16 protein-coding genes are annotated in these 15587 nt (G+C 64.9%); 14 read left to right on the top strand and 2 right to left on the bottom strand.

What is annotated here, in order from left to right:
• Position 1: 1 nt before the first annotated feature.
• The 11 genes from B5G20_RS03785 (at position 2) to B5G20_RS10320 (ending at position 10894) form a co-directional block, all read left to right on the top strand.
• Entirely contained in the window at positions 2–208 is a 207-nt protein-coding gene (locus B5G20_RS03785) for a hypothetical protein (RefSeq protein ID WP_087355185.1), read from the top strand.
• A gap of 1115 nt (positions 209–1323) precedes the next feature.
• The gene (locus B5G20_RS03780) at positions 1324–2664 is read left to right on the top strand and encodes a glutamine synthetase family protein (protein WP_087355183.1); all 1341 of its coding nucleotides are present in this window, start codon (positions 1324–1326) and stop codon (positions 2662–2664) included.
• 182 nt (positions 2665–2846) lie between these two features.
• Entirely contained in the window at positions 2847–3509 is a 663-nt protein-coding gene (locus tag B5G20_RS03775; RefSeq protein ID WP_087355181.1) for a winged-helix domain-containing protein, read from the top strand.
• A gap of 502 nt (positions 3510–4011) precedes the next feature.
• Positions 4012–5475, top strand: a complete 1464-nt coding sequence (locus B5G20_RS03770; RefSeq protein ID WP_087355179.1) for a trypsin-like peptidase domain-containing protein — start codon at positions 4012–4014, stop codon at positions 5473–5475.
• Positions 5476–5709: 234 nt separating this feature from the next.
• Complete coding sequence (locus B5G20_RS03765; protein ID WP_087355177.1) at positions 5710–6180, top strand: dCMP deaminase family protein; 471 nt, start codon at positions 5710–5712, stop codon at positions 6178–6180.
• Positions 6181–6490: 310 nt separating this feature from the next.
• Complete coding sequence (rsxC, locus tag B5G20_RS03760; protein ID WP_087355175.1) at positions 6491–7828, top strand: electron transport complex subunit RsxC; 1338 nt, start codon at positions 6491–6493, stop codon at positions 7826–7828.
• Positions 7829–7832: 4 nt separating this feature from the next.
• Complete coding sequence (locus B5G20_RS03755; protein WP_087355173.1) at positions 7833–8765, top strand: RnfABCDGE type electron transport complex subunit D; 933 nt, start codon at positions 7833–7835, stop codon at positions 8763–8765.
• The gene (locus B5G20_RS03750) at positions 8752–9372 is read left to right on the top strand and encodes an FMN-binding protein (RefSeq protein ID WP_239286859.1); all 621 of its coding nucleotides are present in this window, start codon (positions 8752–8754) and stop codon (positions 9370–9372) included. Before B5G20_RS03755 ends, B5G20_RS03750 begins: the two co-directional genes overlap by 14 nt.
• A complete protein-coding gene (locus B5G20_RS03745) occupies positions 9372–10064 on the top strand; it encodes an Rnf-Nqr domain containing protein (RefSeq protein WP_087355171.1) in 693 nt (230 codons plus the stop codon). The genes B5G20_RS03750 and B5G20_RS03745 overlap by 1 nt, the downstream gene beginning before the upstream one ends.
• Positions 10061–10657, top strand: a complete 597-nt coding sequence (locus tag B5G20_RS03740; protein WP_087355169.1) for an Rnf-Nqr domain containing protein — start codon at positions 10061–10063, stop codon at positions 10655–10657. The genes B5G20_RS03745 and B5G20_RS03740 overlap by 4 nt, the downstream gene beginning before the upstream one ends.
• A gap of 69 nt (positions 10658–10726) precedes the next feature.
• Positions 10727–10894, top strand: a complete 168-nt coding sequence (locus B5G20_RS10320; protein WP_158094384.1) for a hypothetical protein — start codon at positions 10727–10729, stop codon at positions 10892–10894.
• Between the two features lie 235 nt (positions 10895–11129).
• Here B5G20_RS10320 and B5G20_RS03735 read toward each other — a convergent pair whose 3' ends face one another.
• On the bottom strand, positions 11130–11399 hold the full coding sequence (locus B5G20_RS03735; protein WP_087355167.1) for a type II toxin-antitoxin system RelE/ParE family toxin: 270 nt from the start codon (positions 11397–11399) through the stop codon (positions 11130–11132).
• Entirely contained in the window at positions 11392–11697 is a 306-nt protein-coding gene (locus tag B5G20_RS03730) for a hypothetical protein (protein ID WP_087355165.1), read from the bottom strand. Before B5G20_RS03730 ends, B5G20_RS03735 begins: the two co-directional genes overlap by 8 nt.
• Positions 11698–11880: 183 nt before the next feature.
• Between B5G20_RS03730 and ligA the strand changes: the two genes are divergently transcribed.
• The 3 genes from ligA (at position 11881) to B5G20_RS03715 (ending at position 15273) form a co-directional block, all read left to right on the top strand.
• Entirely contained in the window at positions 11881–14145 is a 2265-nt protein-coding gene (gene ligA / locus B5G20_RS03725; protein WP_239286858.1) for an NAD-dependent DNA ligase LigA, read from the top strand.
• A gap of 216 nt (positions 14146–14361) precedes the next feature.
• Positions 14362–14937, top strand: coding sequence for a hypothetical protein (locus B5G20_RS03720; protein WP_087355161.1), 576 nt, complete (start codon positions 14362–14364; stop codon positions 14935–14937).
• 9 nt (positions 14938–14946) lie between these two features.
• A complete protein-coding gene (locus B5G20_RS03715; RefSeq protein ID WP_239286857.1) occupies positions 14947–15273 on the top strand; it encodes a helix-turn-helix domain-containing protein in 327 nt (108 codons plus the stop codon).
• The last annotated feature ends 314 nt before the right edge of the window (positions 15274–15587 follow it).

The raw sequence follows: 15587 nt of genomic DNA, 5'->3' as shown, positions 1-15587 counted from the left end.
TATGGGTCCGGTTGACTTCATCATCCTCGCGCTGGTTGCGGTGGCGTTTGCTGTCGTGTGCGTGCGCGTGCGCCGTAAGGGCAGTTGCGCCGACTGCGCTCAGGGCGGCACGTGCTCGGGGCATTGCTCCTCTTCTGAGCGGGCGTCGTGCCCGGCGCTCAAGGGCGTCGACGCTGTTGCCGATAAGCTCGGTCGCGGCGTGAAGTAGCGCTTGCAAGCATACTCTCCCATGAGGCGGTCCGTACGCGATGACGTGCGGGCCGCCTTTTGCCGTGACCGCTTGGAGTCAGGCGCCAAACGGTCACGAGTGGTTTTCTGCCGTATCTAAGCCTCCTGGGACGCAGGGGTGGGAGAAAACCACTCGTCGGTGTATCCACAGGCAGTCGAGGAGTGATATTCTGCCCTTTCTCCACCTGCGCAGAAACGAGACGGGTTCCATCCTGCACACACGAAGGGGCCCGCGCCCCTCGTCCGCATGTCACCGTGTGCTGCCGTTTGCCGCGCCTGATGTCAACTCGACCCGGAAAACTGTGTAAGGATGGCGGGCCGTCGAGTACAGGCCCAAACCGCAACAGAGAACCCGCAGGTCAGAGCTTCGGCCGATTTGAGGCTACTCGGCTTGCGTTGCTTCTTTCTCTCGCTGCAGTTCGTGCTCGACGTCATTTTCTCGTTGGCGGTGATCGCCGACTACCCTCGTGTGCTCGAGGCGTCGCTGCGCGCTGTGCCCGGCGCCGACTTCTCCCAGCTTTCCTGTCGGTCCGATGGGCCGGGCGAGTCCGGCAGCGAGAGGGCCGCCGCAGGGAGATGGGCGGCAGCGGCGCTTCAGCGGCCGGTATTCTCCTTTTTTGCGTGCCAAGAGGCCGTGCGCAACATCTCGACCCCGGAAGTGAGTGGATCTTTTCCGACCCTCCGAGTACACTGCATCAGGCTAAAGCGCTCAACTGCCCTTTTACCGGGCACCAGCGGGCAAAAAACGCGGTCTACTCGGGGACCCGCAAAAGATCCACTCACTTCCGGGGTCGAGATGAATCGCCGGGCGCAAGGAGCGTGAAATAGGCGGGCGCGGGAGGTCCGTCAAGACGCGCACCCCACCGGTTTCGCTTCGCGATGGACGATGCGGCGCGGAGGGTGAGCCGTCCTCCACGCTCGCCGCCGAATCGCTGCGCGATGGACGATGCGGCTCGGGCAGGGCGCCGTCCTCCGCACGCCCTGCGGAATCGCCCGTGCGGTAACCCCACTGAAACAAAGCTGTGCCAAAGTAACCCTATCTGTGGCCATCTGCGACGAGCCGGAGTCCCCGGCGGGCACGGCGAAAGGAGCCCCATGGACCAGCAGCAGTACATCGACTTTGTCCTACGCACCGTCGAGGAGCGCGATATCCGCTTCATCCGCCTGTGGTTCTGCGATGTGCTCGGCCGCCTCAAGAGCTTTGCCATTGCGCCCGAAGACCTCGAGGCTGCCTTTGAGGAGGGCATCGGCTTTGACGGCTCGGCTATTGAGGGCTTTACGCCCAAGGAGGAGGCCGACATGCTGGCCTTCCCCGATCCCTCGACCTTCCAGGTGCTCCCGTGGCGTCCCAAGCAGGACGGCGCCGCGCGCATCTTCTGTGACGTCTGCACGCCCGACCGCAAGCCCTTTGCTGGCGACCCACGCGAGTGCCTGCGCCGCATGTTCTACCGTGCCGAGGCGCGCGGCTATTTGCTCAACGTCGGCGCTGAGCTGGAGTACTACTACTTCCCCGACGAGCGCACGCCCGAGCCGCTCGACGACGTGGGCTACTTCGACCTCACGCCCGACGACTCAGCGCGCGACCTGCGCCGCGAGACCGTCCTCATGCTCGAGAAGATGAGCATCCCCGTGGAGTACACCTTCCACAGCTCGGGCCGCTCACAGCACGGGATTTCGCTGCGCCATGCCGAGGCGCTGACGGCCTCGGACGCCATCATCACGGCCAAGCACGTCATCCGCCTCGAGGCGTACCAGGCGGGCATCCACGCGTCGTTTATGCCCAAGCCCATCAAGGGCGAGGCGGCGAGCGCCATGATGCTTCACCAGTCGCTCTTCGACCACAGCGGCAACAACGTCTTTTGGGGCGAGGACGACCCGGTCTACCACCTGTCGCCCATCGCCAAGAGCTATATGGCGGGCATCCTCGCGCACGCCCGCGAGATGGCGGCCATCACCAACCCCACGGTCAACTCCTACAAGCGCATCCTCGGCGACGAGGGTCCCACGCCCAAGGCCGCGACGTGGGGCCTGCGCAACCGCGCGGCGATGATCCGCGTGCCCATCTACAAGCCCGACAAGCAGCTCTCCACGCGCATCGAGCTGCGCTCGCCCGACCCCATGGCAAACCCGTACCTCGTCAACGCCGTCACGCTCGCCGCGGGTCTCGACGGCATCGAGCGCGGTCTTACGCTCCCGGCCGAGACCACGAGCGAGATGCTCGGTATGACGGCCGACGAGCTCGAGGCGGCGGGCATTGACTCGCTGCCGTGCAACCTCGACGAGGCGCTCGACATCTTCGAGAAGTCCGAGTTTATGAAGGACGCGCTGGGCGAGCACATCCACACGTTCTTCCTCGCCAAGAAGCGCGACGAGTGGAACAAGTTCGCCTCCACGGTCACCGAGTGGGAGGTGCGACACTACCTCGCCAACTCGTAGGGTGGCGGTGGCCGCCCGGGTGCCCGTAGGCCGCTTGCGGACGGGCGGGCGCGTTGCGGGCGGCGTGTCGGCCCTGCCGGGGACAGGCGTACAGAACGTTCTTTTAAATGCGCAAAGTCTAGGTTTTCGCAGCATAAAGGCTATGTTGCGATACTATGAGAAAAACGTACAGGAGGTCGAGCATGGCCGAGAACAGCATCCTCTTCATGGCGCGGACCACGCGCTTTAACGACTTTGCCCGCACCCTCGTCGATGCCGCAGGGTACGAGGTGGTGCTCGCCACGCCCGACTCGCCCAACGCCGTGCACGACTTCTGCCTGCTGCTGCTCGACGCCGACGGCGTGCGCAACGACCGTATCGAGCAAATCGCCAAATGGCTCGACGACCGCGGAGGCATCCCCATGCTCGTGATCGCCGACGAGGAGACCCTGCCCGGGCTGCATCTGCCGGCGCACTCCCACAGCGACTTTATCTGCCCCACGGCGAGCGCGCTCGAGCTCGAGACGCGCGTGCGGCGCCTCGTGGGTCAGGAGGATTCCTTTGCGGCCGACGACGTGCTCAAGGTCGACAACATGGTCATCAACCTGGCCACCTACCAGGTCTATCTGGACGACGAGCCGGTCGACCTCACCCTCATGGAGTACTCGCTGCTCTCGTTTTTGGCCACGCACCCCAACCGCGCCTACAGCCGCGAGGTGCTGTTGCACCGCGTGTGGGGGTTTGAGTACTGTGGCGGCACGCGCACGGTGGACGTGCACATCCGCCGCATCCGCTCCAAGGTGGGTCCGCAGATTGCGGCGCACATCACCACGGTGCGCGGCGTGGGCTACCTCTTTAAGGACTAGCCACTCTTCTAGTGCTACCGGGGCGATGGACGCGTCCCGCCCGTTTGCCTGCGTGCCGCCGGCCGCGTCTCGATCGAGTGCGCCCCGGCCGACCGCGCCGTGCAAAAGGCCCGTCAGTGAACCCGGCGATGAACCCGCAAATGAACCCGTGAAGGAAGCGCAGGTAGGGGGCGTGCGTTTTCGCGCGCAATGCGCCCGCTCGCGGGGAAACCGCCCTGTAGCGCATCTGCGGGTTCATTGCCGCGAGAAATGCACGGAGCGTCTTGGTAAAAAACCTGGTAATGAACCCGCAGGTGCATCCGATCGCGTACCGGCGGGTAATTGCGGGCGGGAGATGCCCTCATACAGTTCCGGCGGCACCCGGAGTGTGGGCAGGCTGCGTAGATGAATGCTCGTCCACAAGTCTTAAGAGTGAGTGAAGCTCAGGTTTACGTAAGGCTACCTTGGGGTTTCTGGGGTACAACCAAGCTAACTATATTGAGATTCTGAAAGGAAGCACCACATGGATACCAACCACACCCCCGAGCGCCCCGATAGCCGGGGTACCTCCGGCAACGGCCCAACACCGCCGCGCGTGGAGGTCGAGCCCACGCCCGATGCCGGCGCAACCAATCCCGCGGGCGCTCACGCCTCGGGCGAGTACAACTCGGGCGAGCACGCCGCCGGCGCCCATGCTGCCGGGGCGCACGCCGCGGGCGCCACGGAGCACATTCCCTACGAGCCCTCCACCGCAAGCGAAACCCGCACCGTCGTTAAGACCCGGACCAAGAAGCTCCCGGTCTTTTTGGCGGCACTCGGCGGCTTTGTGCTCGGTGGCATCCTGCTCATCGCGCTCGTCATGTCGGGCGCCTTCCGCATCACCGATTCCGACGTGCAGGCCGCGGGCGACTCGGCTGCCCAGACCATCAAGATCGATGCCGAGGATGCCACCCTCGCCGAGGCTGTGGCGGCCAAGGCGCTGCCCTCTGTGGTCTCCATCACTACCGAGACCCAGGACGGCGGCGGCGTGGGCTCCGGCGTGATCCTCGATGCCGACGGCAACATCCTCACCAACTACCACGTGATCGAGGGCGCCACGGCCATCGCCGTAAACGTTGATGATGACGCGAGTTACGAGGCCGAGATCGTGGGTACCGACGAGTCGAGCGACCTGGCCGTCATCCGCATCACCGACAAGGGCGACGCGCAGCTCACCCCCATCGAGGTTGGCGACTCCGACGACCTCAGCGTGGGCGAGTGGGTCATGGCCATCGGCAGCCCGTTCGGCAACGAGCAGTCCGTCTCGACGGGCGTCGTGAGCGCGCTCTACCGCTCCACGGCCATGCAGTCTTCTACGGGCACGACCATCTACGCCAACATGATCCAGACCGATGCGGCCATCAACCCCGGCAACTCCGGCGGCGCGCTCGTCGATAGCGAGGGTAAGCTGGTGGGCATCAACTCCATCATCGAGAGCTACTCCGGCTCGAGCTCGGGCGTGGGCTTTGCGATTCCCATTAACTACGCGATCAACATCGCCAACCAGATCATCGCGGGCGAGACCCCGGCGCATCCCTACCTTGGTGTGAGCGTGACCTCGGTAAACGCCTTTGTGGCGCGCCGCGAGAACCTCTCCGTCTCTGAGGGAGCGCTCATCTCGCAGGTTAACGAGGGCACTCCGGCGGCCGAGGCGGGCCTCGAGGTCAACGACATCGTGACCGCTGTGGACGACGAGCCGGTGACCTCGGCCGACGGCCTCATCATGGCCCTGCGCGAGCACGAGGTAGGCGACAAGGTGACGCTCACCGTGGTGCGTGGCGACGAGACCAAGAAGATCGACGTGACGCTCGGCTCCGACGCCGACCTGCAGACCGACCAGCAGGACACCTCCTCGGGTAACGGTGCCATGACGGAGGAGGAGTTCCTTCAGTACCTCCAGGAGCTCATGGGCCAGAACGGCGGTAACCTTGGCGGGCAGATTGGCTAAGTACAAGAGATAACGCACGGGGTACGTGCGAGGCGGCGACTTGCGGCTGGGCTGCGGGTCGCCGCTTTTGTTTTAGGACGGGTGAGTCCGGGCGAGAGTGAGCGGGTCAGGAGAGGGCGAGCAATCGCGAGCCCGCGGTGCAGCGTCCGGTGCAAGACGTCCCGCCCCGGTTAATCGTTTGCGTCAAGCCGGGTAGAATGGAGCCCAAACGGGTACGGCACACGAGGAGGAGCCATGCCGGGCAAGCGTACCGATGTCATTAGCTGGGACGAGTTCTTTATGCGCGCCGCCGTTGCGGCGAGCCTGCGCAGCAAAGATCCCAACACGCAGGTGGGGGCCTGCATTGCCGACACCAACAATCGCATTCTCTCGGTGGGCTACAACGGCACGCCGGCCGGCCTCAACGATGACGACTTCCCCTGGGGCACGGCGGACGATCCGCTCTATGACAAGCACAACTACGTGATCCACGCAGAGGCCAACGCCATCCTCAACTACCGCGGCTCGCTCAAAGACATGGCGGGCGCGACCGTCTACGTTACGCTCTTCCCGTGCCACGAGTGCGCCAAGACCCTCGTGCAGGCGGGCATCGGCGAGGTCGTTTACCTCGACGATAAGTACGCGGGCACTAAGGACAACCTCATCTCCAAGAACATCCTCGAGCGCTGCGGCGTTACGTATCGGCAGATCGAGCTTTCGGAGTAGCGGCACGCGCGCTCAGTGGAGGGGGCTAGCCGGCAGTCCACCGAGGGCCGTATGAACAGCGCCGACCGCTTAGCGGGGGCGACGAGTCGGCTGTCCGTCACGCCCCCAACGGGCCGCGCGTCGCTGCTCGTGCCGCCGGCATTATCCTCTAAAAAGAATAAAGAACCGTGCATATTGGTTGTTGCCCCGCTAATTTGTGTGTTCAAAATGTGTGCTCGTGTCGTTACAATAGAGAGCATGCATGTGTAGACACCGTTCAATCTGCCGGGAGAGCCTGCTTTCGGCAGAGCATGAGGGGGAAGGGGAGTTGATGTTCTCTCTGCACAAGACGTTAGGCGGTGTGCATCCGCCGCAGTGCAAGGACACGCGGGACTGCCCCGTCACGTCGATCGAGCCTCCCAAGCAGGTGCGCATCCCGCTGAACATGCACATCGGGGCGCCTGCCAAGCCGGTGGTGAGCGTGGGCGACCACGTTTACATCGGTACGCTCATCGGCGATGGCGAGGGCCTCTGCGCGCCTGTGCACGCCACGGTTTCGGGCACGGTTACGTCGGTTGCCGAGGAGACGCTGCCCACCGGACAGCACGCCCCGGTGGTCCAGATCGAGTCCGACGGCAAGATGGAGAACGATCCGGCGCTCACAAAGCCCACGTACTCCAACAAAGACGAGTTCATCGAGTGCGTCCGCAAGAGCGGCGTGGTGGGCCTCGGCGGTGCGTCGTTCCCGTCGTGGTTCAAGATGAAGTGCCCGCCGGGCAAGAAGTTCGACTTTGTTGTCGTTAACGGCATGGAGTGCGAGCCGTTCATTACGAGCGACTACCGCCAGATGATCGAGCACGCCGAGCGCGTGATCGACGGCGTGGCGCGCATCGCTCGTGCGCTCGAGATCCCCGCGGCCGTCATCGGCGTGGAGGACAACAAGCCCGAGGCCGTCGACAAGCTCAATGAGGCCATCAAGGCCAAGGGCGTGGGCGACCTCGTTGAGGTGCTGATGGTTCCCACCAAGTACCCCATGGGCGGCGAGAAGGTGCTTATCCAGACCACCACGGGCCGCGCGGTGCCGGCGGGCGGGCTGCCCGTCGACGCGGGCTGCCTCGTGCTCAACGTCACCACCGTCTCGCGTATCGAGGAGTACTTCCGCTACGGCGTGCCGCTCGTGCGCAAGACCGTCACCATCGCCGGCGACTGCGTCAAGAACCCGGGCAACTACCGCATCCCCATCGGCATGAGCGTGCAGGATGTGATCGAGGCCACGGGCGGGCTCGTTAAGGAGCCGCGCAAGATCATCATGGGCGGCCCGATGATGGGTCGCACCATCACGCACATCGACTGCCCGATCCTCAAGGCCAACAACGCCATCCTCTGCCTCGAGGACAAGGCGATCCTGCCCGACGAGACGCCCTGCATCCGCTGCGGCCGCTGCGTGCGCGTGTGCCCGCTGGGCCTCATGCCCTTCCAGCTCGACGCCGCCAGCCGCAGCCACGACGTGGTCAAGCTCGACGAGTTTGCCGTCATGAACTGCATGGAGTGCGGTAGCTGCGCCTACACCTGCCCGGCGCACCGGCGCATCACCGCCTCGATCCGCGAGGGCAAGGGCTTCTACCGTTCTGAGTCCGCGCGGCTCACGCAACCCGCAAAGGAGGCTTAAAGCTATGAACCTCATCAACGAAGCCTCCCCGCATTTTCACGGGAACGCGCTGACCTGGAAGATCATGGGCGCCGTGTGCCTGGCGCTCGTTCCAACGCTCATCGCCGCCACGGCGCTCTACGGCCTTTCCGCTCCGCTCGTGGTGCTCGTCTGCATCGCCACGGCGCTTGTGTGTGAGCACCTCTGCTGCATCATCATGCATCGCGAGTCCACCGCCGGTGACTTCTCGTGCGTGGTGACGGCCATGCTCCTCGCCTTTACCCTGCCCGCGACCTGCCCGTTCTACGTGGCGGCGGCCGGCACGGCGTTTGCGATCATCGTGGCCAAGATGCTCTTTGGCGGCATCGGCTGCAACTTTGCCAACCCCGCGGTGGCGGGCCGCATCTTTATCATGGTGGCCTTCCCCTCGGCGCTTGCGAGCTATCCGGCCGTGCAGGGCACCCCGCTCGACGCCATCTCGGGTGCCACGCCGCTCGCGGAGGCCGCCTCGGGTGCGCCTACGGCGAGCTACCTCGACCTGTTCCTGGGCAACCATGCGGGCGCCCTGGGCGAGACCTGCATCCTCACGCTGCTCATCGGCTACATCTTCCTGCTCGCGGTGCGCGTGGTCGACGCATGGGCCACGGTGCCCTTCATTGCCACGGTTGCCATCGTGACGGGCATCGGTGGCCAGGACGTGGTCTACCAGGTGCTCTCTGGCGGCTTGGCGCTCGGTGCGTTCTTTATGGCAACGGACTACACCACCACGCCCATGACGCCCAAGGGCAAGATCATCTTTGGCGTGGGGTGCGGCCTCATTACCGCGCTCGTGCGCCTGTTTGCCTCCGCCCCCGAGGGCGTGGCCTTCTCCATCCTCTTCATGAACCTGTTTGTTCCGCTGATCGACCGCTACACCCGGTCGCAGCCGGTGGGAGGTGTTAAGCATGCCCTCGTCTAACGCGACCCCCGAGTCCGGCGCCAAGAAGCTCTCCTGGATCGCGCGGCACCGCAACGGCTCGCTCTATGCGTTCGTGACGATGCTCGTGGCGGCCGTCGTGTGCGGTGGCGTCATGGGCTTTGCCTACTACCAGGGCCAGTGGGGCACGACCGCCTTCGCCGACGCCGACGCGCGGCTCGACGAGGCTCAGGGCGGAGCCCAGCGCGCGCTGCTCTTCCCCGAGGCCGGGAGCTTTGAGAAGCTCGACATCCCGTCCATCGACGGGCTCAACTCCGCCTACAAGACCGACGCGGGCGACTACGTCTTTGACGTGCAGTCTGCCGGTTACGGCGGCGACGTGGAGCTCATGATCGGCATCGCCTCCGACGGCACCGTCGCGGGCATCCAGGTGGTCTCGGAGAACGAGACCGACGGCATCGGCTCCAACGCCCTCACCGAGGACTTCTTCGATACCTTTAGCGGCACGGCGGCCGAGGGGTCGCTGTCGCTCGACGGCTCGGAGGGCACTCAGGTGGACGGCATCTCGGGCGCGACCTTTACCTCTACCGCCGTGGTGGAGGACCTGAACATCGCCTTTGAGGCGTACGCGCAGTTGGGAGGTAACTAATGGCTCTCAATGAGAACGTGGTGCGCGAGCAGAACGCGCGCATCGGCGAGCTCGTGCGCACGCCGTCGTTTCTGGTGGCGGCTGGCTCGCTTACGGGTCTTGCGGCGGCCACCTCGGTTGCGAACGGCATCGCCATCGGCGCGGTGAGCGCCATCGCCATCGTGGTTATGGCCGTTCTGGCACGCCCGCTTCGCTCGATCACGGGCATCTGGGCGCGCATCCCGGTGCTTCTGATGGTGAGTGCAACCGTGGTGACGCTGCTCTCGTTTGCGGTGCGCATCATCGACCCGCTCGTCTATCAGAACCTTGGCATCTACCTGCCGCTCGCCGCGGTTAACGGCCTTGTTGCCTTCTTTATCTATGACGACGCCTTCACCGCGCGCCCGGCCACGGGCTCCACGGTGGGGACGGCCGTCTTTGGCGCGGTGTGCACCTTCCTGGCGCTCACCTTCGTGGGCTTTATAAACGGCATGTTTGCCACGGGCGAAGTCTTTGGTCTCGTAAACCGCGAGCTCGCCGCCTCGCCCATCGCGATCTTTGGCACGCCTGCCGGGTCGCTTCTGGTGCTTGCGCTCGTGTGCACCTTTGTGAACTCGATCGTCGACGCGGCGCGCAAGAGCGCCGAGCTGCGCGCCGCCAACACGGCCGATGCAGCCGGCGATTCCGCCGCCAAGGGAGGTGAGCGCGCATGACGTTTTTCAATGCGCTGTTTAGCGCGGCACTCGATCAGAACCTGGTGTTCTGCCAGCTGGTGGGCATGGTTGTCGTCTTTTTGGTGGCCGAGCGCCCGCAGGATGCCTTCCGCTTGGGCGGGGCGCTCTGGATCGCTTGCGCCGCGGCCGGCATCATCGGGTGGCCGGTCTACACCTACGTGCTCGAGCCCTGGGGCGTGAGCTACATGGCAAGCGTCGTCTACCTCATGGTGAGCTGCGCCGTCATCTTTATCATCGGTGCGGTGGCGGCCCTGCGCTGCCCGGCTGAGCGCCGCGCGTCCGTGCTGCGCACCTGCGCGCTCCTTGCGGTGAGCGCTGCCGTGCTCGCGGTGCCGCTCTCTATGGCCGCCTCGGCTGACGTCGCCACGTTTGACGTGGCGCTCGGTTCGGCCATCGGGTCGGGCATGGGTGTCTTTATCGCCGTGGTGGCGTTTGCCTTCATCCACGACCGTATCGACGAGCGGCTGGTACCGGGCGTGCTCCGCGGCGTGCCCATCTCGCTCATCACGGCCGCGCTCATGGCACTCGCGTTTACGGGCGTTGCCGGCATCGCCGGCGGATTGTTTGTATAACTTGCGCTTGCGGGCAGCCCACTCGGGCATGCTCGCTGCGATGAACGGTTTGGGGTAAGGAGGTTGGCTATGGGAATCTACTTCATTGCGCCCCCCATCATCATGGCCACGGTGGTCTTTCTCCCGCTGGCGATCATCGCCCTCGCCTCGCGCGCGGTGCGGCGGTCGCTCTGGCTGCAGAGCCAAAGCGGACTCTCGGAGAAGATTGACGAGAAGGACGCTGAGGTCCAGGAGTAGCATCAAGCGGCGTAGCGTCTTGGTACCGGGCTGCGTATATAGTGGATAGCGCTCAAAACGGGGCGCGGTGCTCAGAGGAGCGCCGCGCCCCGCTGCGTTTTGGTTCATTTGGGGACGGGGTCAAAATGCACCATCGGGGAGGACGAGTGGGAGCTTGCGCGCATGTTGCGCGATGCGCACGGAGGATGTGCCCCACGCGCGATAGGTGGAAATCGCCTCTCGCTCACGTGCGGTGCTAGCGGATGGTCTTGTCAAACGGGAGTGCGAGAAACTCAAGCTTGTCCTGAGTATCGTCGTAGCGGTAGACGATGGTGAAGGGTGGTACGGGGAAGGTGCGCAGCGTTGGTCCAAACCGCTCGATGAGCGAGGGGCGAACGTTGGGAGAGCCGATGAGCGGGTGCGACTCGATGGCCGCAAGGCGCCGGTCGAGCAGCGAGAGAACGCACTCGGAGTAGATGGCGGCGACGTCATCGATAAAGCGATCGGCGTAGACGACGCTACGCATGGCGGGCCCTCCGCGACTCGGCGCGGCGGAACATCTCCTCGCGCGACGTGACGTACCGACCTTCTTCGATATCGGCCACACCCTGCTGGACTGCGTCAAGCAGATAGGCCTCGTAGGCGGCGTCGGTTCGTTCGCGCTCGATGAGCTCCTTGAGCGCCTGCTCGCTCATAAACACATAAGCTCCGCGGCCGTTTTCGGTGATGCGCACCGGGCCTCGGTCGGCAGCTTTTTTAACTGCTGCCGGCTGCTTGGAGAGCGCTGTGATGGGGAAGATCGGGGCAGTGATGCTCGTATCCATTGTCTACTCCATCAGATAATAATCGGATAATAAGCAGATTATACGCTTCTCAGATACAGCTGAGCAGAGGAGAAGTGGGTATCCGTGGCAGCTTCAACGTTGTCGGGACGGGATGGTACTCTATACCCCGAGCGATTGATGCGGTCCCGCGCGGTGCGGCGGCCGAACGATAAGGAGGGTACCGTGGAGCAGGAGAACCTGTTTGGCGAGAAGGTCGAGACCGAGGCTCCGAGCACGCAAGAGCTGCGGGAGGGCTCGGAGGGGCCGTCGGGGACCAGCGCGGTAGATACGGCCGAGCATCGCGCGGCAGCGGCGCGCGCCGTGGAGCTCCGCCACGAGCTCGACTACCACGCCTACCGCTACTACGCGCTCGACGCCCCCGAAATCACGGATGCCGCCTTTGACAAGCTTTTGGTGGAGCTCCAGCAGATCGAGGCGCGCTACCCTGACCTCGTGACGCCCGACTCCTACACGCAGCGTGTGGGCGGCTACGTGTCGCCGCAGTTTGCGCCGGTTACGCACATGGCGCGCATGTACTCCATGGATGATGCCATGAACCTCGACGAGCTCGACGAGTGGCTCGAGCGCACCGAGGAGGCGCTCGGCGCGGGGCATGCCGTCTACACCTGCGAGCTCAAGATTGACGGCCTTGGCGTGGCGCTCACCTACCGTGGGGGCGACTTTGTACGCGCGGCCACGCGCGGCGACGGCACCACGGGCGAGGATGTAACGCTCAACGTGCGGACCATTCGCGACGTGCCGATGCATCTCTCGGCGGCGGCACTCGACCACATGGGTGCCGACCGCGACACGGTGATCGAGGTGCGCGGCGAGGTGTACATGCCCAAGGGGAGCTTCGTGCGCCTTAACGAGGAGGCCGATGCCGAGGGGCGCGACCCCTTTGCCAACCCGCGCAACGCCGCCGCCGGCAGCCTCCGCCAAAAGGACCCCAAGGTCACGGCCTCGCGCGACTTGGCGACCTTCCTCTACGCGGTGGCCGATACGGCGCCGCTCCATGTGGACTCGCAGCACGAGTTCCTCGCTTGGCTGCGCGACGCCGGCTTCTCGGTGAACCCCAACGTCGCCCGCTGCGCCACACCGGCCGAGGTGCACGAGTTCTGCGCGCAGGCGCTCGCGCACCGCGGCGACCTCGACTACGACATCGACGGCGTGGTGGTAAAGGTCGACTCGTTTGCGCAGCAGGAGGAGCTGGGCTTTACGGCGCGTGCGCCGCGCTGGGCCATTGCGTTTAAGTTCCCGCCGGAGGAGAAGACGACCGTCCTGCGCGAGATCCGCATCCAGGTCGGCCGCACGGGCGTGCTCACGCCGGTGGCCGAGTTTGACCCGGTGACGGTCTCTGGCTCCACCATAGCGCGTGCTACGCTCCACAACATCGACGAGATTCATCGCAAAGACGTGCGCGTGGGCGACACCATCGTGGTCCACAAGGCGGGTGACGTGATCCCCGAGGTGGTGGGCCCTGTGCTTGACCGCCGGCCCGAGGGCGCCGCTGAGTACCAGATGCCCGAGGTGTGCCCCGCGTGCGGCGCGCCCGTGGTGCACGAGGAGGGCGAGGTTGCCTATCGCTGCGTCTCCATCGACTGCCCGGCGCAGCTCCGCGAGCGCCTGGCGCATTGGGTGAGCCGCGGGTGCATGGACATCGACGGCGTGGGCACCGAGCTCATCGACAAGCTCGTGGAGGCCGGGCTCGTGCACGACGTGGCCGATTTCTACGGGCTCACGGTGGACGTGGTCGCGGCGCTCGACACGGGCCGCACCTACCAGACCGATAACAAGCGCCGTGGCATCAAGGCAGGCGACCCTATCCCCGTGGGGGCGACCATTGCGCAGAAGGTGGTGGACGAGCTCACCCGCTCCAAGGCGCAGCCGCTCAGCCGCGTGCTCTTTGCGCTGGGTATTCGGCATGTGGGCAAGAGCGTGGCGGAGCAGTTGGCGGGGCGCTTCCTCGCGCTGCCGGCGCTCATTGAGGCCAACGAGGAAGATATCGCCGATGTGGACGGCATCGGGCCCAAGATTGCGGCGAGCGTGAAGGAGTTCTTGGCGGTGCCCGAGAACCTGGCAGTGCTCGAGCGCTTGCGCGTGGCGGGCCTCACGCTGGAGGAGAACCTGGGCGGGGCCGGGGCGGACGCGGCGTTTGCCGAGGAGGCGGGCGTTTCGGCCGAACTGACCGAGGCTCAGCCGCTCGCCGGGCTGACGTTTGTGCTCACGGGCGCGCTCACGCGCTTTACGCGCGACGAGGCGGGGTCGGTCTTAAAGGCGCTCGGCGCTAAGGTGACGGGCTCGGTTTCTAAAAAGACGAGCTACGTGGTGGCGGGCGAGAAGGCGGGCAGCAAGCTCGCCAAGGCCGAGAGCCTGGGCGTGCCGGTGCTCACCGAGGACGACCTCGCGCAGATCATGGCCACGGGCGAGGTGCCAGCAGGGGAGTAGGCGCTGCGAACCATCGCGAGACCGGGAATTGTCATGCGGGCGGGGCTCTGGCCCCGCCCTTTTGGGTCCCGCCCCTTCGTCGTCATATGTGCGCACCGGTACAAGAGGCCTAAAACTATCAGAAGTACTCTTGTAAATAGATTGTTATCGTTTTACAGTAACAATATCTATCAGAGAAAACATTCTGGCAAATGACTGAAGCTACGGAGGCTCGTCATGTCCAAGAGCTCGCATCACATCGAAACGTCCCTGCACAAGCTGCAGCGGCTCGGAAGCGTACTGAGTGCGGTGTTTGCCGCGCTCACAGTCGCAACGGTTGTGCTGGCGGTGGCGCTCGCGATCAATGTCGGTGCGCACGTGGGTCGCGATGCTCGTGTCACGAGCTTTGGCGTGATCGAGGGGGCCGGCCTCAGCGTCTACATCCTGCCGGCCGTCGCATGGCTCGCCATTGCGCTTGTGCTCGAGGTGACGCTATGGAGCATCTGCCGCGATATGAAGCATGGCGAGTCGCCGTTTACCGTCAAGCATGTGCGCTTGATCGCGCTGCTCGGCGCGGCGTTTGTGTTCAATGCTGTAATGGGCGTGTTCTTTCCGGGCACTATGCGAATCGGACACGAGATCCTTCTCTTTACGTATGTGCCCAACGCGATGATGCTCGGAATCGCCCTCGGTCATGGTCTCTCGCTCATGCTCGATGTCGGCTCGCTGCTCACGGCTCTCGTCTGCTTTGCGACTTCGGCCATGTGGCGCTATGCGGCGCTGCTGCAGGCGCAGTCCGACGACCTGGTATAGGAGGCCGCCGTGGATTACCTCATCATCGAGCTCGAGGCGCAGTTGCTCAAGGCGGGCAAAACCAGCGCAGACCTCATCCGCGCCACGGGGCACACGCCGGCCAACATCTCTAAGCTGCGCAACGGCAAGATCAAGGCCATTCGTCTCAAGACGCTGCTCGACATTTGTGTAGAGCTCGATTGCCAGCCCGGCGACCTCATCCGCCGCGTGAGCGAGGAGGAGCTCGACGAGCTCGCCGTGGAGCGCGCACGCAACGCCGTCCGCAGCATGAAGGGTGACCCCGACGCGCGGCAGGAGCCCACGGCGGTCTACGCCGTCGACCTGAGTGACGAGTAGGCGTTGCGCACCGGCCGGACGCGGTTGTGCCCCTGCGTTCGCGGCAGGGTGTGGCCGTGGCATGTGGCCGGGCGCAGGCTGGTGCACGCTTGCCGGGGCATGAGCCATAGCGCAGGTGGGCGCGCACTTGCCGGGGCGTGTGCCATGGCGCGGCTGGGCGCACGCTTGGCTAACGGCGACGAGTGGTTTTCTGCTATTCGAGGGGTCTGACAAAGTCTGAAACAGCAGAAAACCACTCGCGGGTGAGCGCACGGTGTGCTGGGGAGTGGTTTTCTGCCGTTTACGATGGGTAGCGAGCGTCGGGGCCGGGCAAC

Origin of the sequence: Collinsella sp. An7, assembly GCF_002159335.1 — a bacterium.
In the GTDB taxonomy this organism is placed as follows: domain Bacteria; phylum Actinomycetota; class Coriobacteriia; order Coriobacteriales; family Coriobacteriaceae; genus Coprousia.
The sequence above is the reverse complement of the archived record's forward strand: the minus strand, read 5'-3'. Positions and strand labels throughout refer to the sequence as shown.